At 74.0% G+C, this 19,487-nt stretch carries 15 protein-coding genes; 14 read left to right on the top strand and 1 reads right to left on the bottom strand.

Translation table 11 applies throughout. The features are described 5' to 3' along the window. Window positions 1–220: 220 nt before the first annotated feature. The 6 genes from QMF98_RS00075 (at window position 221) to QMF98_RS00050 (ending at window position 7,084) form a co-directional block, all read left to right on the top strand. On the top strand, window positions 221–886 hold the full coding sequence (locus QMF98_RS00075) for a PadR family transcriptional regulator (protein ID WP_337974082.1): 666 nt from the start codon (window positions 221–223) through the stop codon (window positions 884–886). After that, window positions 883–1,977 carry an inositol-3-phosphate synthase gene (locus QMF98_RS00070; protein ID WP_291760303.1) on the top strand — a complete coding sequence of 365 codons (1,095 nt, stop codon included), beginning with the start codon at window positions 883–885 and terminating at the stop codon, window positions 1,975–1,977. The genes QMF98_RS00075 and QMF98_RS00070 overlap by 4 nt, the downstream gene beginning before the upstream one ends. A 143-nt stretch (window positions 1,978–2,120) precedes the next feature. Beyond that, complete coding sequence (locus tag QMF98_RS00065) at window positions 2,121–2,531, top strand: Hsp20/alpha crystallin family protein (RefSeq protein WP_490715630.1); 411 nt, start codon at window positions 2,121–2,123, stop codon at window positions 2,529–2,531. Window positions 2,532–2,560: 29 nt separating this feature from the next. Then, a complete protein-coding gene (locus QMF98_RS00060; protein ID WP_337974081.1) occupies window positions 2,561–3,916 on the top strand; it encodes a phosphoribosyltransferase family protein in 1,356 nt (451 codons plus the stop codon). Between the two features lie 97 nt (window positions 3,917–4,013). Further along, entirely contained in the window at window positions 4,014–5,324 is a 1,311-nt protein-coding gene (locus QMF98_RS00055) for an MFS transporter (RefSeq protein WP_337974080.1), read from the top strand. After that, window positions 5,321–7,084 (top strand): SpoIIE family protein phosphatase, encoded by a 1,764-nt coding sequence (locus QMF98_RS00050; protein WP_337974079.1) that lies wholly within the window; start codon window positions 5,321–5,323, stop codon window positions 7,082–7,084. The genes QMF98_RS00055 and QMF98_RS00050 overlap by 4 nt, the downstream gene beginning before the upstream one ends. On the opposite strand, the gene QMF98_RS00045 is transcribed toward QMF98_RS00050, so the two are convergent. Continuing rightward, a complete protein-coding gene (locus QMF98_RS00045) occupies window positions 7,075–8,550 on the bottom strand; it encodes a CCA tRNA nucleotidyltransferase (protein ID WP_337974078.1) in 1,476 nt (491 codons plus the stop codon). The two genes, QMF98_RS00050 and QMF98_RS00045, sit on opposite strands and share 10 nt — an antisense overlap. A gap of 71 nt (window positions 8,551–8,621) precedes the next feature. Between QMF98_RS00045 and QMF98_RS00040 the strand changes: the two genes are divergently transcribed. From QMF98_RS00040 to QMF98_RS00005, 8 genes are all read left to right on the top strand, one after another. After that, window positions 8,622–9,176 carry an NUDIX hydrolase gene (locus QMF98_RS00040; RefSeq protein WP_337974077.1) on the top strand — a complete coding sequence of 185 codons (555 nt, stop codon included), beginning with the start codon at window positions 8,622–8,624 and terminating at the stop codon, window positions 9,174–9,176. Beyond that, entirely contained in the window at window positions 9,173–11,419 is a 2,247-nt protein-coding gene (locus tag QMF98_RS00035) for a DUF6049 family protein (protein ID WP_337974076.1), read from the top strand. Before QMF98_RS00040 ends, QMF98_RS00035 begins: the two co-directional genes overlap by 4 nt. Continuing rightward, on the top strand, window positions 11,416–13,089 hold the full coding sequence (murJ, locus tag QMF98_RS00030; protein ID WP_337974075.1) for a murein biosynthesis integral membrane protein MurJ: 1,674 nt from the start codon (window positions 11,416–11,418) through the stop codon (window positions 13,087–13,089). Before QMF98_RS00035 ends, murJ begins: the two co-directional genes overlap by 4 nt. Window positions 13,090–13,096: 7 nt before the next feature. Then, the gene (locus tag QMF98_RS00025) at window positions 13,097–15,223 is read left to right on the top strand and encodes a protein kinase family protein (protein ID WP_337974074.1); all 2,127 of its coding nucleotides are present in this window, start codon (window positions 13,097–13,099) and stop codon (window positions 15,221–15,223) included. Window positions 15,224–15,343: 120 nt separating this feature from the next. Then, window positions 15,344–16,360 (top strand): thioredoxin-disulfide reductase, encoded by a 1,017-nt coding sequence (gene trxB / locus QMF98_RS00020; protein WP_337974073.1) that lies wholly within the window; start codon window positions 15,344–15,346, stop codon window positions 16,358–16,360. Next, window positions 16,357–16,689 (top strand): thioredoxin, encoded by a 333-nt coding sequence (trxA, locus tag QMF98_RS00015; protein ID WP_291760281.1) that lies wholly within the window; start codon window positions 16,357–16,359, stop codon window positions 16,687–16,689. The genes trxB and trxA overlap by 4 nt, the downstream gene beginning before the upstream one ends. A gap of 123 nt (window positions 16,690–16,812) precedes the next feature. Beyond that, window positions 16,813–18,162, top strand: coding sequence for an aminotransferase-like domain-containing protein (locus QMF98_RS00010; RefSeq protein ID WP_337974072.1), 1,350 nt, complete (start codon window positions 16,813–16,815; stop codon window positions 18,160–18,162). Between the two features lie 133 nt (window positions 18,163–18,295). Continuing rightward, entirely contained in the window at window positions 18,296–19,303 is a 1,008-nt protein-coding gene (locus QMF98_RS00005) for a D-alanine--D-alanine ligase family protein (protein ID WP_337974071.1), read from the top strand. Window positions 19,304–19,487: the final 184 nt, after the last annotated feature.

Here is a 19,487-nt window from a genome sequence, read left to right as displayed (position 1 = left end):
GGGCCGCTCAGCCGCTGTTGCGGGGCAACTTTCACCGGATCGGCGCGAAGGCTCCGCGCGCCGGCCGCCGGGCCTCCGCAGGCGCCGGAGCGCCGGCCTGGGCCGGTGTCCGTGCATGGGCGGCTTGTGCCGACACATCGGCTCGACGTACTCTGCAGATGTATCGAATTGATACATCGGCGCTGCGGCGTCGTCCGACAGTACGCCGAGGGGGTGAGCCGTGCACGGACGGACCGACGTCCTCGAGCCGGCCATCCTGGGCCTGCTCGCCGAGTCGCCGATGCACGGGTACGAGCTGCGCAAGCGGCTCAACCTGGTGCTCGGCAGCTTCCGAGCCCTGTCCTACGGCTCCCTCTACCCGGCGCTGCGGTCGCTCGCCGAGCGCGGGCTGATCGTCGGCGCCGAGTCGACCGCCACGGTCGGGGTCGAGCGCGCCGTGGCCAGCAAGCGGGCCCGCATCGTCTACGAGCTGACCGCCGAGGGCAAGGAGCACCTCCAGCAGGTGCTCGCCACGTCGGGCCCGGCCAGCTGGGAGGACGAGAACTTCGACGTCCGCTTCGCGTTCTTCGCGCAGACGGACGCCGAGACGCGGCTGCGGATCCTCGAGGGACGCCGCACGCGGCTGACCGAGCGCCTCGAGGTGGTGCGGCAGTCGCTGAACCGCACCCGCGAGCGCATGGACGAGTACACGCTCGAGCTGCAGCGGCACGGCCTGGAGCAGGTCGAGCGCGAGGTCCGCTGGCTCGACGGCCTCATCGACAACGAGCGGAGCGTGCGTCCCGCGCGCGCCGTCGCACCGACCAAGGGGACCGGCCGTCCGGCCCGTCCCGAGATCCACGCCGAGAGCAACCCCGCCCCGGCGCACACTGAGAAGGAGCGAGGATGACCTCCATCCGCGTGGCCATCGTCGGCGTGGGCAACTGCGCCTCGTCGCTGGTCCAGGGCGTCCAGTACTACCGCGACGCCGATGTCGACACCAAGGTGCCGGGCCTGATGCACGTGCAGTTCGGCCCGTACCACGTCCGTGACGTCGAGTTCGTGGCGGCGTTCGACGTCGACGCGAAGAAGGTCGGCTTCGACCTGTCCGAGGCGATCTTCGCGTCGGAGAACAACACCATCAAGATCTCCGACGTGCCCCCGCTGGGCGTGCCGGTGCAGCGTGGCGTGACCAACGACGGCCTCGGCAAGTACTACTCCGAGACCATCGAGGAGTCGGACGCCGAGCCGGTCGACATCGTCCAGGCGCTCAAGGACGCCAAGGTCGACGTGCTGGTCTCCTACCTGCCCGTGGGCTCCGAGATCGCCGACAAGTACTACGCGCAGTGCTGCATCGACGCCGGTGTGGCGTTCGTCAACGCCCTGCCCGTGTTCATCGCGTCCGACCCGGTGTGGGCCAAGAAGTTCGAGGACGCCGGCGTGCCGATCGTCGGCGACGACATCAAGTCGCAGGTCGGCGCCACCATCACGCACCGCGTGCTGGCCCGCCTGTTCGAGGACCGCGGCGTCATCCTGGACCGCACGTACCAGCTGAACGTCGGCGGCAACATGGACTTCAAGAACATGCTGGAGCGCGAGCGCCTGCAGTCCAAGAAGCTCTCGAAGACCCAGTCGGTCACCTCCAACCTGAACGACGGTCCGCTGTCGGGCAAGAAGGAGGACCGCAACGTCCACATCGGCCCGTCCGACTACGTCGCGTGGCTCGACGACCGCAAGTGGGCGTACGTCCGCCTCGAGGGCCGCGCGTTCGGCGAGGTGCCCCTGAACCTCGAGTACAAGCTCGAGGTGTGGGACTCCCCGAACTCGGCCGGCATCATCATCGACGCGATCCGTGCGGCGAAGATCGCCAAGGACCGCGGCATCGGCGGCCCGATCCTGTCCGCGGCGACCTACCTGATGAAGTCCCCGCCGGTGCAGATGGAGGACACCGCCGGGCGCGCCGCGCTCGAGGCGTTCATCCGCGGCGAGAACGAGCGCTGAGCTGAGCCTCGCGCTCTGAGCTGACGCCGGAAGGGCCCCGCACCCGAGAGGGTGCGGGGCCCTTCTGCGTCGGTAACCACAGGACTAGCGTCGATCCTGGTGGCGACAGCGCAGTCGCCCACCGTGACCGAGGGAGGTCGACGATGGCAATCGTGCGACGCGACCGGGTCGAGCTGCCCGAGATGTTCCGACGGTTCGTCGAGGGCGACTGGGACAAGCCGTGGCTACGCGTGGAGGAGTACGTCGAGAACGGGACGCTGGTGGTCCGGGCGGAGCTGCCCGGTGTCGACCCGGACAAGGACGTGGAGCTGACCGTGGTGGACGGGACCCTGCGGATCAGCGCCGAGCGCGAGGAGAAGTCCGAGCACAAGGGGAAGGACTCCTACCGCTCGGAGTTCCGCTACGGGTCCTTCGCCCGCAGCATCCCGCTGCCCGCGGGCTGCTCGGAGACGGACGTCACCGCGACGTATCGCGACGGGGTCCTGGAGGTACGCGTCCCGACGACGGCGGCGCACCCGACCGAACCCGTGAAGATCTCCGTGGCGAGGGCCTGACCAGCTCCGCACGAAGGTGGGGGGCAACAGTGAAGCTCTTCGCGGACCGCATCGAGGCCGGTCGAGAGCTGGCCCGGCTCCTGGAGCGCCTGCGCGGGCAGGACGTGGTGGTGCTGGGGCTGCCACGGGGTGGCGTCCCGGTGGCGTACGAGGTGGCGCAGACGCTCGGTGCGCCGCTCGACGTCGTCGTCGTGCGCAAGCTGGGCGTGCCGTACCAGCCGGAGCTCGCCATGGGCGCCATCGGCGAGGGCGACGCACGGGTCGTCGACCACGCGGTGCTCGCCACGCTGGGCGTGTCCGAGGACGACCTCGCCGAGGTGGAGCGGCAGGAGCGGATCGAGCTCGACGCACGGGTCGCGCTGCTGCGCAGCGGGCGCCCGCGGGTGGACCTCGCCGGACGGGTGGCGGTGATCGTCGACGACGGCATCGCCACCGGGTCCACCATGCGGGTGGCATGCGAGGTCGCGCGCACGCTCGGCGCCGCACGGATCGTCGTCGCGGTGCCGGTGGCGCCGGTCGAGGCGCTCCGGGAGCTGCCGGAGGCCGACGAGGTCGTGTGCGTCGCAGCACCGCAGGCGTTCCGCGCGGTCGGCTCGCACTACCGCGACTTCTCGCCGACCACCGACGAGGAGGTCGTCGTCCTGCTCGACGCGGCTGCCGCGCGGCAGCTTCCCGTCCGTACGGGGAACGACGAGCTGGATGCGGACCTCGACGTCGAGATCCCCGTCGGCTCCGTCACGGTGGGCGCCCACCTGTACCTGCCGGAGCCGGCGCGCGGCGTCGTGGTGTTCGCGCACGGGAGCGGCAGCAGCCGGCACAGCCCGCGCAACCGGTTCGTGGCGGACGTGCTGCGACGCGCCGGTCTGGGCACGCTGCTCCTGGACCTGCTCGGTGCCGACGAGGAGCTGGACCGCTCCAACGTGTTCGACATCGAGCTGCTCGCGGGGCGGCTGCTGGCTGCGACGCGATGGCTGCGCGCCCGTCCGGACGCCGCGGGCTGCCTCGTCGGCTACTTCGGGGCCAGCACGGGCGCCGGTGCTGCGCTGTGGGCCGCTGCAGAGCCCGGGTCGGACATCGCGGCGGTCGTCTCGCGCGGGGGCCGACCGGACCTCGCCCGCACGCGGCTCGCGGCGGTCCGCGCGCCGACGCTGCTCGTCGTGGGCGGCGCGGACACGACCGTCCTCGGGCTCAACCGGGAGGCGCTGGACCTGATGCGCTGCCCCCGCGAGCTGGCGGTGGTCTGCGGGGCGACGCACCTGTTCGAGGAGCCAGGCGCACTCGCCGAGGCCGCGGGTCTGGCGCGCGACTGGTTCGTCGAGCACCTTCTCGGGGCTGCCACCGCTGCTCCGGAGGCGGCCGTCGTGTCGGGGTACCGGCAGGTGTGACGAAGCCGACGCCACGCTCGTGGTACTGGCCCCGCCAAGCGGGTGAGGTCGGCGCCCCTGGCGTGGCAGCCGGAGCACCTGCGCTTAGCCTGAGTCCGTGCAGGTGACCGAGGACCTCCGACGGCTGTGGCCCCTGGTGGGCTTCAGGCGCCTGTTCACGGTGCGCCTGGTCAGCCAGTGCGCGGACGGCATGTTCCAGGTCGGCCTGGCCACGCTGTTCTTCTTCTCGCCGGAGACGGCCAGCACCGCCACCGGGGTCGCGGCGGCCTTCGCCGTGCTGCTGCTGCCGTTCACCGTGGTGGGTCCGTGGGCCGGGGTGCTGCTGGACCGGTGGCGTCGGCGGCAGGTGCTGCTGTACGGCAACCTGGTGCGAGTGGTGCTGACCGCCACGATCGCCCTCGTCATGGTGGTGCACGGCGTCGGCCCGCTGGTCTACGTGCTGGCGCTGGTCACCCTGTCGGTGAACCGTTTCCTGCTCGCGGCGCTGTCCGCATCGCTGCCGAAGGTCGTCGACGGACCGCTGCTGCTCACCGCCAACTCGCTGACCCCGACGCTCGGCGCCGCCTCCGCAGGGGTCGGTGCGCTGCTCGGCTTCGTGCTGGGCCGGCTGATGCCCGCCGGACGCGAGCGCGACGCGATCGCCCTGGTGGCGGCCGCCGCGGTGATGGGCGCCGCGTCGGCGCTCGCCGGCCGCCTCGGTCGCGACCAGCTGGGACCTGACGAGCCGGTGGTGATGCCGGTGCGCCGCGCGCTCGGCGTGGTGGCACGTGAGCTCGGCGCCGGAGCGCGGTACCTGGTGGCCCGCCGGACACCGGCCGAGGCGCTCGGCATCATGGCGTGGCACCGGTTCTGCTACGGCGTCGTCTTCATGGCGAGCATCCTGATCTCGCGCAACCTGCTGAACTCGCCGTCGGACGTCGACGCCGGGCTGCGCACCTTCGCCACCGTGCTTGCCGCGTCGGGGATCGGCTTCGCGCTCGCCGTCGTGGTGACCCCGGTGCTCAGCCCGCGGCTGGGGCCGCAGCGGTGGATCGTCGTCTGCCTGGTGGTGGCGACCGTCAGCCAGCTGATGCTGGTGGTGACCCTCGCGCTGCCGGTGGTGCTGGTGGCCGCCGCCACCCTGGGCCTCGCGGCGCAGTCGGCCAAGATCGCGGTCGACACGATCGTGCAGCGCGACACGGCCGACGCGTACCGCGGCCGGGCGTTCGCCCTGTACGACGTCCTCTACAACGCAGCCTTCGTCGGCGCCGCCGCACTCGGTGCCGTCACGCTGCCGGACACGGGCTGGTCGCGGGGCCTGTTCGTCGTCCTCGCCGCCGGCTACCTCGGATCGGCGCTGGTCTACGCGCGCGCGTCGAACCACGCGAACGCCGTCGGCCACGTGTCGGCCGAGAGCGTGCGGTCATGACCGCGACCGCGGGGCGCCGCACCCCGCCGGACGGCATCCCCCTTCCCGCCGAGCTCGTCGGCCGGGTGCCCGACGAGCGCCTGCTGGCGCTGGCCGTCACCGAGGGCGACCTCCCCCTGACGCTGTCCGACGCCCAGGCGCCGGACCAGCCGCTGGTCTGGGTGAACGAGGCGTTCACCCGCCTGACCGGCTACGCACGCGAGGACGCGCTCGGCCGCAACTGCCGGTTCCTGCAGGGACCCGCCACGGACCCGGCTGCCGTGCGCCGGATGCGGGACGCCGTGCGCGCCGGCCGGTCGGTCAGCGAGGTGCTGCTGAACTACCGGCGCGACGGGTCGGTGTTCTGGAACCGGGTGGTGATCAGCCCGGTGCACGACGCCGACGGGCAGGTGACGCACCTGGTCGGCGCCCAGCTCGACGTGACGGCCCAGGTGGGTGACGACGACGCGCGTGACCTCGAGCTCGAGCTGGCCCGGCAGACGAGCTCCCGCCTCGACCTGCTGCGTGCGGTCAGCGACGAGCTCTCCCGGCACCTGGACTACGAGACGGCGGTCGACGCGCTGGCCGACGTGGTGGTCCCCGCCCTCGCCACCTGGGGCTTCGTCGCGGTCGTCGGCGAGCGTGGACGGTTCGAGCGGGTGCACGTCGTCGCCACCGACCCCCGCCTGGCCGCGACCGCGGCCCGGCTGGAGGCCGAGGCCGGCTGGTGGCTCGAGCGCTCACCCCGGGTGCGGGGCGCCCTCGACAGCAGCATCGAGCTGGTGCCCGAGCCGATGCCGGTGGACCGCGCGGACCTGCCGTCGCGCAGCACGCCCGGCGAGCTGAAGCTGCTGGAACGGCTCGGCCTCGGCTCGTCGCTGATCGTGCAGCTGCGCGCGCGCGACCGGGTGCTCGGCGTGCTCGTCCTGCTGCACCACGAGCCGGACGGCTTCGGCCCGGAGACCGCCATCACCGCGGCCCACCTCGGCCGCCGTGCCGGCCTGGCGCTCGACAACGTGCAGCTGTACCTCGCGCAGCGCGAGGCGGCCCTGACGCTGCAGCAGCGGCTGCTCCCGCACGTCGAACCCGTCGCCGGCCTCGACCTCGCGACCGCCTACGTCCCGTCCTCCCGCTACGCGCAGGTGGGCGGCGACTGGTTCGACGTGCTGCCGCTGCGCGACGGCGCCATCGGCCTGGCCGTCGGCGACGTGGTGGGCCACGACCTGCGCGCCGCGGCGTCGATGGGTCAGCTGGCGTCGCTGATGCGGTCCCACGCCTGGGCCGGGCTGCCGCCGCGTGAGGTGCTCGACCGGCTGGACGAGCTGGTGCAGGGCCTCGGCATGGCGGAGGTCGCCACGTGCGTCTACCTGCACTGGGTGCCGGCCGGCGATCACGCCCGCGTGACGTACGCCCGCGCCGGTCATCCGCCGCCGATGGTGCGGCTTCCCGGTGGTGAGGTGCTGCGCCTGGACCAGGCGAACAGCACGCCGATCGGCCTGACGTCGCACACGGCCGGTCGGGAGCAGGCGACCGTCGACCTGCCGGCCGGCTCGACCCTGGTGGTGTACACCGACGGGCTGGTGGAGCGACGGGACCGCGGGCTGCGCGAGGGCGTGGCCCAGCTCGAGGCCGAGCTGCAGGCCGTTCCGGACGACGCCGACGCCACGGCGGTCCGGGACCGCCTGGTGCAGCGGCTGGCCGCGTCGTCCCAGGAGGACGACCTCTGCCTGCTGGTGGTCCGGGTGCCGTCGGCCACCGAACCCGCCGTGCGTCAGGACTGACGGGCCGCCCACCAGCGCAGCAGCTCCTCGCGCGCCGCGTCGGCACCGAGCGGACCGCGGTCCATCCGCAGCTCGAGCAGGTAGCGGTACGCCTCACCGACGTCCCGGCCCGGTCCGATGCCCAGCACCTGCATGATCTGCGTGCCGTCCAGGTCGGGCCGGATCGAGGCGAGCTCCTCCGCCTCGGCCAGGCGGCCGATCCGTTCCTCCAGGTCGTCGTACGCGGCGGAGAGGCGCGCCGCCTTGCGCACGTTCCGCGTGGTGCAGTCCGACCGGGTCAGGCGGTGCAGGCGCTCGAGCAGCGGGCCGGCGTCCGTGACGTACCGGCGCACGGCCGAGTCCGTCCAGCCCGCGTCCCCGTAGCCGTGGAACCGCAGGTGCAGCTCCGTCAGCCGGGCGACGTCGTGCACCGTCTGCTTGTCGAAGTGGAGCGCGGCCAGCCGCTTGGCGACGAGCTTGGCGCCGACCACCTCGTGGTGGTGGAAGCTGACGCCACCGCCCGGCTCGAACCGCCGCGTGCGCGGCTTGCCCACGTCGTGCAGCAGCGCGGCGAGCCGCAGCACCAGGTCGGGACCGGGTACGGCGCCGTCCGGGCCGGTCTCCAGGGCGATCGCCTTCTCCAGGACGGTCAGCGAGTGCTCGTACACGTCCTTGTGGCGGTGGTGCTCGTCGATCTCCAGGCGCAGGGCGGACAGCTCGGGCAGCACCTGGTCGGCCAGGCCCGTGCCGACCAGCACCTGCAGACCCTCCCGCGGGTGGTCGGACAGCAGCAGCTTGACCAGCTCGTCGCGCACCCGCTCCGCGGAGACGATCGACAGCCGCTCGGCCATCGCGACGGTCGCAGCACGCGCGGCGTCGTCGACGCCGAACCCGAGCTGGGCGACGAACCGGGCCGCGCGCATCATGCGGAGCGGGTCGTCGTCGAACGACTGCTCGGGGTCGACCGGTGTCCGCAGCACGCGCCGCGCCAGGTCGCCCAGCCCGTCGAACGGGTCGACGAACTGCAGGTCCGGCACCCGCACCGCCATCGCGTTCACGGTGAAGTCCCGGCGCGACAGGTCGCCCTCGAGGGTGTCGCCGAACTCGACGGCGGGCTTGCGGGACGTCGGGTCGTAGGCGTCCGTGCGGTAGGTGGTCACCTCGACGACGACGTCCGACGAGCCACCGCGACCGAACCGGCGCGCACCCAGCGTGCCGAACCGCTTGCCGATGTCCCAGTGCGCGTCGCCCCAGCCGGACAGGATCCGCTCGGACTCGTCGGGCCGTGCCGACGTGGCGAAGTCCAGGTCGGCGCTGACGCGGCCGAGGAACGCGTCGCGCACAGGGCCGCCGACCAGCGCCAGCTCGTGACCCGCGTCCGCGAACCGACGGCCCAGGGCCACGGCGTCGGGCGCCAGCTGCGCGAGCGACGCCAGGGCACGCCGCTGCAGGGCGGCCTCGTCGGGGTTCGGGCGGTCGATCGGCACCCGGCAAGCCTGCCAGACCGGGGCGGACCGCCCGGACCGGGGCGCCGTGCCCGAGTCGTTACAGTGTCGACATGTCCGCCGCCGCCGAAGGTCACGCCTCGGGGCGGGTGCCGGCCCCGCCCGGCGGGCACCGGCTGCGCATCGATCCCACCACCACCCCGGTCCGAGCGGTGAGCACCCCGCTCCCGGTGGTGGACGAGACCTCCGCGGGCGGCTTGGTGGTGCTGCGCCGCAACGGCCTGTTCCACGCGGCCGTCATCGCACGCCGCAACCGTGCCGGACGGCTCGAGTGGTGCCTGCCGAAGGGTCACCTCGAAGGTGACGAGACACCGGAGCAGGCCGCCGTCCGGGAGATCGCCGAGGAGACCGGCATCACCGGCCGGGTGCTGCGGCGGCTCGGGGTGATCGACTACTGGTTCAGCGGCGAGGACCGCCGCGTGCACAAGGTGGTGCACCACTTCCTGCTCGGCGCGGTCAGCGGGGAGCTGTCCGTCGAGGGCGACCCCGACGGCGAGGCCGAGGACGTCGCCTGGGTGGCCGTCGGCGCGCTGCCGGCGCGGCTGGCGTACCCGAACGAGCGCCGGCTCGCCGAGGCGGCCTGCGCGGTGCTCGCCGACGAGGCATGAGCCGGCCCGTCCGGCGCGCACCCGCCCGCGCCACGCCCGTCGTGCTGCTCGCGGTGCTGCTCATCGCGTTGACCTGCGTCTTCGGGGGTGCACCAGCTGTCGCGGCGAGCGGCTCGCCCAGCCCGAGCGCGTCGGCGCTCGACACGGACCTGCCGGTGTCGGTCTCGATCCAGCGGGTGATGCCGACGGTGCTGCGGCCGGGCGACGACCTCACCGTCAGCGTCACGCTGCGGAACACCGGCTCGGCGGGCATCGCGGACCCTACGGTCGCGCTGCGGATCAACCGGCTGCGGCCGACGACCCGCGCCGAGCTGTCGTCCTGGATCGACCGCTCCAGCGGCGTCGTCGGCGTCCGGCTGACCACGGTGCACCCCGGGGCGTTGGCGCCCGGTGCGCAGCTGAACGTCGACCTGACCGTCCCGGCGTCCGCGATCGGGCTGAACAACGTCTCGAGCGGCTGGGGTCCCCGGGGCCTGTCCGTGGACGTCACCGACGACGGCGGTGACCGGGCGGGTACGGCGCGCACGTTCGCGCTGTGGCTGCCGGACGGCACGGTGCCGCAGGCGCGGGTGTCCGTGCTGCTGCCGCTGACCGGCCCGGCGCGCACGCCGACGGTCGCGGGCGGCGCCAACGCCGGTGCGACACCGGGAGCGACCGGGGCGTCGACGAGCGGTGCCACGGCCGGTGCGACCCCGCAGCCGAGCCCGAGCGGGACCGCGTCGACTCCCGGCTCGGTGGCGGTGGCGCCGAGCGCGGCCGAGCAGGCCGCCCTGGAGCGGCTGACCAGCGCCGGCGGTCGGCTGCGGGCGGTGCTCGACCTCGCCCGTAGCTCTCCCGACCTGGGCCTGGCCGTCGACCCCGCGCTGGTCGCGGACGCGCAGGTCTCGGGCGCGCACGCGCGCGCCTGGGCCAGCGACCTCGGGACGGCGCTGTCCGGCCGGGAGACGTTCGCGCTGCCGTGGTCGGACCCGGACCTCGCGACGGTCGCGCACGGGAACGGCGCCGACCTGCTCCGGACCGCGCAGCAGCTGTCCTCCGACGTGGGGATCGGTGGGCAGACCGCCCGTACCGACGTGCTGTGGGCGGGTCCCGGTGCGGTGGACACCGCCACGCTCGGGCTGGCGCGCTCGGTGGACGCCGCGGCCGTCGTCGTCGGTCCGCAGTCGCTGCAGAGCGTCGGCGGCGTCGCGACCACCGCCCGTGCCGACGTGAAGACGGCGGCCGGCACGGTGACGGCCCTGGTGCCCGACGACGTGCTGACCTCCCTGCTGACCGACCCCGAGTCGGTGGAACGGGGAAGCACGGCCGCCACCGCCGTCCAGCGCACGCTGGCGGAGCTGGCACTGCTGACCCGCACGGGCTCCAGCGAGCCGCGCGACGTGCTCGTCGCCCCGTCCCGTGACTGGAGCCCCGACCCGACCACCGCCCAGGCGGTGCTCGCCGCCCTGTCCAGCTCGCCGTGGAGCCGCCTCGAGCCGGTCAGCACGGCGCTCGGCAACCCCGACGACCGCAGCAAGCGCGCCCCGCTGCCGGCCAGCGCCTCGGCGCCGGACGAGCTCGCACCCGCCACCGTGCAGGCGCTGGCCACCGCACGCGCCACCACCCGCGCGTTCGCCAGCATCACGCAGGAGCCCGACACGCTGCTCGCCGGGGTGGACGACGAGACGCTGACCCCCCTCTCCGTCGCCTGGCGCTCCTCACCGGGCGACCGCGACGCGCTCGCCGCGCGGCTGATCCAGGCGATCGACGACCGCCGCAGCGGCCTCTCGCTGGCCCCGGTCAGCAACCTCAACGTGATCAGCGCATCCGTGCCCTACCGCTTCGCCGTCCGCAACGGCCTGCCCGTCCCGGTGACCGTCCGGGTGGCGGTGCACCCCCGCAAGAGCTGCCTCGGCGCCGCCACCAGCGATGCCGTCACCGTCTCCGCCGGTGCCGAGGCCAGCGTCCCGGTCGTGCTGCACGCGGCGGCCAACTGCGAGGTGATCGTCGACGCGCAGGTGACGGACCTCGCCGGACAGCCGGTCGGCACCGGCGCCCAGTTCACGGCACGGGTGGCACCCACCGTCGAGAACGTCGGCACCGCCGTGGTCGGTGCGCTGCTGGCGATCGGCCTGGTGCTGGGCATCGTGCGGACCGTCCGACGGGGCCAGAGCGCCCGCCGCGGTGCCCGGCGCACCTCCGAGGACGAGGCGCCCCCGCTGCCTCCGCTCGGTGGCGACGTGTCGCCCGGACGTCCGTCGTGAGCCGGTCGGCCAGCATCGGCCGCGCCTCCGCGCTGATGGGCTCCGGCACCGCCGCGTCGCGGGCCCTCGGGCTGCTGCGCAGCATCGCCCTCGCGGCTGCGATCGGCGCCACCGGTCAGGCCGCGGACGCGTTCGCGGTGGCCAACAAGCTGCCGAACATCCTCTACCAGCTGCTCGCGGGCGGGGCGCTCAACGCGGTGCTGGTGCCGCAGGTGGTGCGGGCGTACAAGCGCCGGGCGGGCCAGCAGTACGTCGACCGGCTGCTCACCCTCGGGTTCGCCGTGCTGGCCGCCACCACGCTGCTGCTGACCATCGCAGCACCGCTGCTGGTGCTGCTGTACGCCGACGCGGGCAACCGCGAGCAGATGCTGCTGGCCACCACCTTCGCCTACTGGTGCATCCCGCAGATGTTCTTCTACGGCGTGTACGGCCTGCTCGGGCAGGTGCTCAACGCCCGCGAGTCGTTCGGCCCGTACATGTGGGCGCCCGTGGTGAACAACATCGTCGCCATCGCGGGCTGCGGCCTGTTCATCGTGATGTTCGGCTCGTCGAGCAGTGCCGACGGCTGGAGCGGCGCGAAGGTCGCCGTGCTGGCGGGCTCGGCCACCCTCGGGATCGTGGCGCAGGCGCTGGTGCTGTTCCCCGCGCTGACCAGGGCCGGCGTGCGGTTCCGGCTGCGGTGGGGGGTGCGCGGCACCGGGCTCGGCCGGGCGGGCTCGGTGGCGATGTGGACCTTCGCCGGCCTCGGGGTGGGCCAGCTCGCGTTCATCGTCCAGTCCCGGATCGCGTCCGCGGCACCCGCGGCGGCGCTGGCACGGGCGCACGGGCTCGCCACGGTCCAGTCGACCACTGGCGTCGCGGGGAACGCGGCGTACGACTACGCGTTCCTCGTCTTCATCCTGCCCCACTCGCTGGTGACGGTCTCGCTGATGACGGCGCTGTTCACGCGCCTGTCGGCCCAGGCGACGGACCGCGACCGAGCCGGTGTGCGCGACACGCTGTCCACCGGCCTGCGCGCGCTCGGCCTGTTCACCATCCCCACCACGGTGATCGTCGGCCTGCTCGCGCTCCCGGTGGTGCGCCTGATCATCTGGCACCCGCACCCGGGCGAGATCGCCGCGGTGGGCGGCGTCACGGTCGCGATGGTCCTGGGCCTGCCGGTGCTCGGCATCTGGTCGATGTGCCAGCGGGTGTACTACGCCTACGAGGACGCCCGCAGCATGCTGGCGCCGCAGGTGGTGATGGCGGTGGTCATCGTCGTCGGCACCCTGCTCGGCTGGCTGCTCGCGCCGCCGCAGTGGTGGGTGGCCGGGTCGGCGCTGGCCGTCAGCCTCTCCTACGTGATCGGCTCGCTGATGGCGCTGCGGCACGTGCACTGGCTGATCGGCAGCTTCGACGGGTCGCGGGTGCTCCGGCTGCACCTGCGCGCCACCCTCGCCTCGGTGGCGGCCCTGGCGGTCGGCGTGCCGCTGCTGCTGCTGCTCGGCGCGGGCGCGCAGATGTCCCTGGTCGCGGCGCTGGCGAAGTGCGTCGTGGTCGGCGGGGCGATGGTGACCGTCTACGTGCTGGTGCTCCGGGCGATGCGCGTCCCGGAGCTCGAGGTCCTCGCCGGCCCTGTGCGGTCGGTGCTCGCCCGGTTCCCGGGGCGGCGGCCGGGGCGTCCCGACTAGCATGCACGTGTCCGGCGCCCGCCGGACGTCCCTGCCGATGGTGCGGGAGCTGCGCGTGGACCAGGTCGGACGAGGGACTCTGCTCGCCGGGCGCTACCGCGTGCTCGAGCCCCAGCCGTCCACCGTCCCCGTCCTGCAGACGTGGGCGGCGGTCGACGAGATCCTCGACAGACCCGTGCGGGCGCAGGTGCTGGCCCCCGAGTCGTCGACCGCGGGGCTCGACGCGGCCCGGCGCGCGGCGCTGGTCACCGACCCCCGCCTGCTGCGCGTGCTCGACGTCGGCACGCACGACGGCCTCGGCTACGTGGTCACCGAGCAGGTGTCGGGTCCGTCGCTCGCCCAGCTGGTCGTCCGCGAGCCCTTGACCGCCGACCAGGCCCGCGCGGTGATCGGCGAGGCGTCGGCGGCGCTCGAGGTCGCGCGGCGCCGCGGCGTGCACCACCAGGCGCTGCGCCCGTCGGCGATCTGCGTCGCGGACGACGGTCGGGTGCTCGTGTCCGGGCTCGCCCTGGACGCCGCCCTGCTCGGCCGGGTCGAGGGCGACGCGCGCAGCACCAGCCGGACCGACGCCGTCGACCTGGTGCGGCTGCTGTACACGGCCCTGACGGGACGCTGGCCGGGTCCGGCCGCAGCCGCCGACGGCCTGCCCGTCGCGCCCGTGGTCGACGGCGTGCCCGTCCCGCCGGCCGACCTGGTCACCGCGGTCCCCGCGGACCTCGACACGCTCTGCTCGGTGACGCTGGGCCCGTACGACGACGGTCCGCACAGCCCGGCCGAGGTGGTGCGCGAGCTCGAGCCCTGGGGTGAGATCCGCATCAGCCGACCCTCGGGGCACCTCGGCGCCGCCGCAGCGGCCGCGGCGGGTGCGCTCGCCGGTGCGGCCGCAGCCGGTGCGGTGGCGCCGGATGCCGAGGGGCCGGCGGCCGGCGGCCCGCCGCCCCGGGTCCAGCGGCAGTCCGTCCGCAGCGCGTTCAGCCAGAGCAGCGCGGGGACCAACCGCCCCGGCACGCCGCCGCCCGCGGCACCGGGTCGCACCAGCGCCTTCCCGGTGGTCGGGCAGCAGCCTCCGTCGTTCGCCGCATCGGCGGCACCGCCCGCACGTCCCCCGTTCCCGGAGCCGGGTGCGGCCGTGACCGGTGCGGCCGCGGCCGGTGCGGCCGCGGCCGCCGAGACCCGGCCGATGACGCCCGCGGCGACCACCCCGCCGCCGGCGTTCCCGCCCACAGCGGCTGCGGCGAACCAGGCCCCCGTGCGCACGTCGTCCGAGGCGCTGCGAGCGACGGCACCGCAGCGGCCCGTCCAGGCGGCGACCCCACCCGTCGTGGCAGCGGCGACCGGTCCCGCCACCGGCCGCGGTGCCGCGCCCCTCCCTCCGGCCGCACCCCCCGCGGTCGCACCGGCCGCGGTGCCGCCCGCGGTGCCGCGGGAGCCGGAGGGCCAGGACGACGACCCGTTCGACTTCGGACGGGTCCGGGAGGAGCCGGTCGGACGGCGTCGGTTCGACCCGACGGTGATCGTGCTCGCCGTCGTCGTGCTGCTGGTGATCATCGGTGTCGCGTTCGCGGCGAAGTCGCTGCTCAGCGGCCCGTCGGCCCATGGCGGCGCCGGTACCGCCTCCCACTCGCACTCCGCGAGCCCGAGCGCGAGCGCCTCCGGGCCCGGCACCCCGTCCGCCTCCTCCAGCGCCTCGGCCGCTCCCGCCGGCGGCGCGCCCGTGATCGCCTCGGGAGCCTCCGTCGATGCGAACGGCACGGAGGGTGACCACCCGGAGGCGGTCGCCAAGGCGTTCGACGGCGACCCCTCGACCTTCTGGGTGTCGCGCACGTACAAGTCGGCGAGCTTCGGCGGCCTCAAGCAGGGCATCGGCTACGTCATCACGCTGAAGCAGGCGACCTCCGTGTCTTCCGTGACGCTGCACACCAACGGCACCGGCGGCACCGTGGAGATCCGCGCGACCGATGCCTCGAACCCCGGCGGTGGCACGGTGCTCGCCTCCGGCCCGCTCTCGGGCAACGCCGCCTTCACGCTGAAGCCGCCGACGGCGACCAGCACCCTGAGCCTGTGGTTCACGGAGCTGCCGAGCATGCCGGACGGCTCGTTCCGCGTCGAGCTCACCGAGGTCCAGCTCGGCTGAGCGGGCGCTCGGGACGGGAACAGATGCGCCCTACCATCGGTTGACGCGTGCGCACGGGCCGGCGGGGACATCCTCCCGACGGCCTGCGCCACAGAACTCCGACAGTCGAGGGATGCACCCGTGAGCGACACCACCGATATCCGTGACGTCGTCGTCGTCGGATCCGGGCCCGCCGGCTACACCGCGGCGATCTACGCCGCGCGTGCCGGCCTGGCCCCCGTCGTGATCGCCGGCTCGGTGACCGCCGGCGGCGCGCTGATGAACACCACCGAGGTGGAGAACTTCCCCGGCTTCCCGGAGGGCATCCAGGGGCCGGAGCTGATGGAGGCCATGCAGAAGCAGGCCGAGAAGTTCGGTGCCGAGGTCGTCTGGGACGACGCCACCTCGCTGGACCTCGCCGGTCCGGTCAAGACGATCGTCACCGGCGGCGGCGACACGTACCGTGCCCGCGCCGTCATCCTGTCGACCGGCTCCGCGTACCGCGAGCTCGGGCTCCCGGACGAGAAGCGGCTGTCCGGCCGCGGCGTCAGCTGGTGCGCCACCTGCGACGGGTTCTTCTTCCGTGACCAGGACATCGTCGTGGTCGGCGGCGGCGACTCCGCCGTCGAGGAGGCGACGTTCCTCACCCGGTTCGGCCGCACCGTGACGATGGTGCACCGCCGTGACCAGCTGCGGGCCTCGAAGATCATGGCGGACCGCGCCCACAACGACCCGAAGATCCGCTTCGCCTGGAACTCCGAGGTGGTCGGCATCGAGGGCGCCGACAAGGTGACCGGCGTGGTGCTGCGCGACACGCTGACCGGCGAGACCCGGCAGCTGCCGGCTGGCGGGCTGTTCGTCGCCATCGGCCACGTGCCGCGCACCGAGCTGCTGGTGGGCCAGGTCGACCTGGACGAGAACGGGTACGTGCAGGTCGTCGGACGGACCACCGCCACCAACCTGACCGGCGTGTTCGCCTGCGGCGACGTCGTGGACCACACCTACCGGCAGGCGATCACGGCGGCCGGCACCGGCTGCTCGGCCGCGCTCGACGCCCAGCACTACCTGGCCGGTCTGGTCGAGGAGCCGCAGGTCGTCGACCCCGTGCCCGCTGGCGAGGCGCTGGTCACGGTGCCGGGTGCCGAGGCGACCGCGTGAGCGGCGCCCAGCCCGTCACCGACGCGACGTTCGACGAGCAGGTGCTGGCGTCGCCCCTGCCCGTCGTGGTCGACTTCACGGCCGAGTGGTGCGGGCCGTGCCGGCTGGTCGGACCGGTTCTCGACGAGCTCGCCGAGACCTACGCCGGCACGGTGCGGTTCGTCACCGTCGACGCGGACACCAACCCGGGCCTCGTCGCGCGGTACGGGATCGTCTCCCTGCCCACGCTGCAGTTCGTCTCCGGCGGTGAGCTGGTCGACGTGCTGTACGGTGCCCGGCCCAAGGCCGTGCTGAACGAGCAGGTGCGCAAGCTGCTGGCTGCGGTCTGACCCGCCGCGGCACCGCCGCGGCTCGGCGTCTCGCCGCTCGAGCCCACCGGCCGCCACCCCCGGCCGAACCGTCCACCGACCCGTGCCGCCGTCCCGCACAGGTGACGTGCGACACTGACGCGCATGACTCCTTCGCCTGTGCCCGACCGCGAGACGCCGGGCCGTCCCCCGTCGTCCGCTGCCGCCGGCACCGGCACCCGCCTCGACCAGTGGCTCGGCTCCTACGCCGACCGCACGCACGGCATGCGTGCCTCGGAGATCCGGGCCCTGTTCGCGGTCGCCAACCGGCCTGAGGTCGTCTCGCTCGCCGGTGGCATGCCGTTCCTCGACGGCCTCCCGCTGGACGTGCTCTCCGAGATGACGGCCCGGGTGGTCGCGACGCGGGGGCTCACCGCCCTGCAGTACGGCTCCGGCCAGGGCGACGAGACGCTTCGGGAGCAGATCCTCGAGGTGATGCGCCTCGAGGGCATCGACGCGCACCCGGACGACGTGGTGGTCACCACCGGCTCGCAGCAGGCGTTGGACCTGGTCACGCGCATCTTCATCAACCCGGGCGACGTCGTCGTCGCGGAGGCACCGTCCTACGTCGGCGCGCTCGGCGTGTTCCGCGCCTACCAGGCCGACGTGGTGCACACGCCGATCGACGAGCACGGGCTGATGACGGCCGCGCTCGAGGAGACGCTGGTCCGCCTCGAGGCCGCCGGCCGTCGCGTGAAGTTCCTCTACACCGTCCCCAACTTCCACAACCCCGCCGGAGTGTCGCTGTCGGCGGAGCGTCGGCCCCAGGTGCTGGAGATCGCCCGCCGGCACGGCGTGCTGGTGCTCGAGGACAACCCCTACGGGCTGCTCGGTTTCGACAGCGAGCCGCTCACGGCGATGCGTGGCCTGGACGACGAGGGCGTGCTGTACCTCGGCTCCTTCTCCAAGACGTTCGCGCCCGGCTACCGGGTCGGCTGGGTGGTGGCCCCGCACGCGGTGCGCGAGAAGCTGGTGCTCGCGAGCGAGTCGGCCATCCTGTGCCCGTCGAACGCCTCCCAGCTGGCGATCTCCGCCTACCTGTCCACCTGCGACTGGCGCGGCCAGATCAAGAAGTACCGCGAGATGTACCGCGAGCGTCGCGACGCGATGGTGGGGGCGCTCGCCGAGCACCTGCCGGACTGCCGCTGGACCGTCCCCGACGGCGGCTTCTACACCTGGGTGAAGCTGCCCGACGGCCTGGACGCCAAGGAGATGCTGCCCCGCGCCGTCACCGCGCGGGTGGCCTACGTGCCCGGCACCGCCTTCTACTACGACGGTCAGGGCGCCGACCACATGCGACTGTCGTTCTGCTACCCGACGCCCGAGCGCATCCGTGAGGGCGTCCGTCGCCTGGCGACCGTCGTGTCCGGCGAGTCGGAGCTGGTCGAGCTGTTCGGCACCGCCGCCGGAGCGTCCGACGACGTGGTGCAGTCGCCGGGTCCGGACGTCGCCTGACGACGGCTCCCGGCCGACCCCACGGGTTCCCGCCTCTGGTGACCGGTCGCGCACAACCGACGCCGTTCGTCCTCGCACCACCGCTTGTTCCCCGTCCGCCGCTCGACGGACCGTTCGACTGGAGCGCAGCAGCGTGAACCCCACCCCGTCCGCCCCTCGGATCGTCGTGCTCGCCGGGGGCCTCTCCCACGAGCGGGACGTCTCGCTCCGTTCCGGACGTCGCGTCGCGGAGGCGCTGCGCTCGACGGGTGCGGAGGTCACGGTGCACGACGTCGACGCCGACCTGGTACCGGTGCTCTCGGACCTCGCGCCCGACCTGGTGTGGCCCCTGCTGCACGGCGCCAGCGGTGAGGACGGCTCGGTCCGCGACGTGCTGGCCCTGCTCGGCCTCCGGGTGCTCGGCACCGGCCCGCGCGCCAGCCGCGTCGCCTGGAGCAAGCCGATCGCCAAGACCGTCGCGGGACGGGCCGGCATCGCCACTCCCGAGTTCGTGACGCTGCCGCAGTCGCTGTTCCGCGAGCTGGGCGCCGCCAGGATCCTCGACGCGGTGGTGCGCCGCCTCGGCCTGCCCCTGGTGGTCAAGCCGTCCCGCGGGGGTTCGGCGCTCGGCATGACCCTCGTGACGTCGGCGGACCAGCTGCCGCGGGCGATGGTCGAGTGCTTCTCCTACTCGGACACCGCCCTGATCGAGCGTGCCGTCATCGGAACCGAGCTGGCCGTCAGCGTCCTCGACACCGGGGACGGCCCGTTCGCGCTGCCGGCGGTCGAGATCGTCACCGACGGTCCGTACGACTACGACGCCCGCTACAACCCGGGCCGCACCGAGTACTTCGCCCCCGCCCGGTTGTCCGACGAGCTCGCCGAGCGGGTCGGCGCCGTGGCCGTCGCCGCGCACCAGGCGCTCGGCCTCGCCCGCATCTCCCGCACCGACCTCATCGTCGACGCGGACGGGACGCCCTGGTTCCTCGAGGTGAACGTGGCGCCCGGGATGACCGAGACGTCGCTGCTGCCGCAGGCGGCCGAGGCGGCCGGGTTCGGGCTCGGGCCCCTGTACCGGTCACTGGTCGACGCCGCGATCGCGGCCTACGACAACGGCACGGCCACCGACCACCTGGACACCCGGGTCACCACCGACGCCTGACCGCCGCCCGGCACGGCCCCCACCCGCAGCGGGTCCGAGCACCGGCACAGCCACGGGCGTGGCATCGCCACGGCGCCAGGCTGCACACGTCCCCGGGGCTCCACCAGCGCCGAGGCGCTTCCGTCCACCCGGCTCTCCCGCGTCCACCCGGCTCTCCCGCGTCCACCCGGCTCTCCCGCGTCCA

The organism is Cellulomonas sp. NTE-D12 (assembly GCF_027923705.1).
In the GTDB taxonomy this organism is placed as follows: domain Bacteria; phylum Actinomycetota; class Actinomycetes; order Actinomycetales; family Cellulomonadaceae; genus Cellulomonas.
This window is presented reverse-complemented; position numbering and strand designations above follow the sequence as displayed.